General features: G+C 41.1%; 2 protein-coding genes. Both read right to left on the bottom strand.

Going from position 1 to position 531, the window contains the following annotated elements:
• Nucleotides 1-139: hypothetical protein (locus tag ACWHAR_RS31540; RefSeq protein ID WP_452088987.1), on the bottom strand; the 139-nt coding region annotated here is incomplete at its 3' end.
• Between the two features lie 50 nt (nt 140-189).
• A complete protein-coding gene (locus ACWHAR_RS31535) occupies nt 190-396 on the bottom strand; it encodes a DUF951 domain-containing protein (RefSeq protein ID WP_003226838.1) in 207 nt (68 codons plus the stop codon).
• Nucleotides 397-531 lie beyond the last annotated feature (135 nt).

The raw sequence follows: 531 nt of genomic DNA, 5'->3' as shown, positions 1-531 counted from the left end.
GGCCGCAGATTTTACCTTCCGTAATCGGATGGTTTGGATCTCCGTCCACTTTTGTTACCTTTCCATCATCAACAGTCACCAAAAAGCCGCAGCTGTCCCAACAATTCAGCGGACATGCCGACTGATGCACTTTGCTCATCGCCGTCTTCTCCTTACCTTCTATATGAAAAAGCATGAGTGTCGGCCTATTTATGAAGTAGGCTCCTCATGCTTGACTAGTACTTTTTTTAGTTTTCTTTCAAATTCTCTTCTCGGAATCATAACACTGTGAGAGCATCCCTCACACTTAATTCGAATATCCATTCCCATGCGTATAATTTTCCAGCTGTTCGCTCCGCATGGATGCGGTTTTTTCATTTCTACGATATCATTCAGGCCAAAGTCTTTATCCGCCAAGACCCTTCACCTCTTTTCCTAAACTGCTGTATCTATTGTACAAAAAAACTGATCATAAGAGCAATCAAGATACCTGAAAAGAAATACATCCTCTTATTTCCATTTACTCAAAATAGGATATAAGAGCAGACAAAC

This window comes from Bacillus sp. LR--39, from assembly GCF_053613335.1.
This window is presented reverse-complemented; position numbering and strand designations above follow the sequence as displayed.